The organism is Psychrobacter proteolyticus (assembly GCF_038155145.1).
Classification (GTDB): domain Bacteria; phylum Pseudomonadota; class Gammaproteobacteria; order Pseudomonadales; family Moraxellaceae; genus Psychrobacter; species Psychrobacter proteolyticus_B.
In genome coordinates this window covers 1-232 of sequence record NZ_JBAKAY010000071.1, presented here as the reverse complement: position 1 = coordinate 232, position 232 = coordinate 1, and the positions used below count along the sequence as shown (strand labels likewise).

The following is a 232-nucleotide window of genomic DNA, read 5'->3' as shown; positions in this document are numbered from 1 at the left end:
AAGATTTGGGGTTTTTAGAAGTTCAGTCTCTGAACGCTGTTCCAAATCACCGATATAGTAAATGTTTTCAGCTTTCAAGCAGTTGTCTGAGCGAACCGTTAGTTCAAGATCGTCCACAGGGCGTAATAGCACCTGATCAACCTCTTCTTTCTCTTTCACAGGCTCAGGCGCTTCTTCAGCTGCTAGGTCAACAAAGATAGAAATCTGTTGTTGTAAAATAGTGGCTGCTTTA

The 232-nt window shown here is 42.2% G+C and carries 1 protein-coding gene; it reads right to left on the bottom strand.

Annotated features, from left to right (window positions below; translation table 11 throughout):
* Positions 1-232 (bottom strand): DNA-directed RNA polymerase subunit alpha C-terminal domain-containing protein (locus tag V6252_RS13035; protein ID WP_341610732.1); only part of this gene is annotated, 232 nt, incomplete at both ends.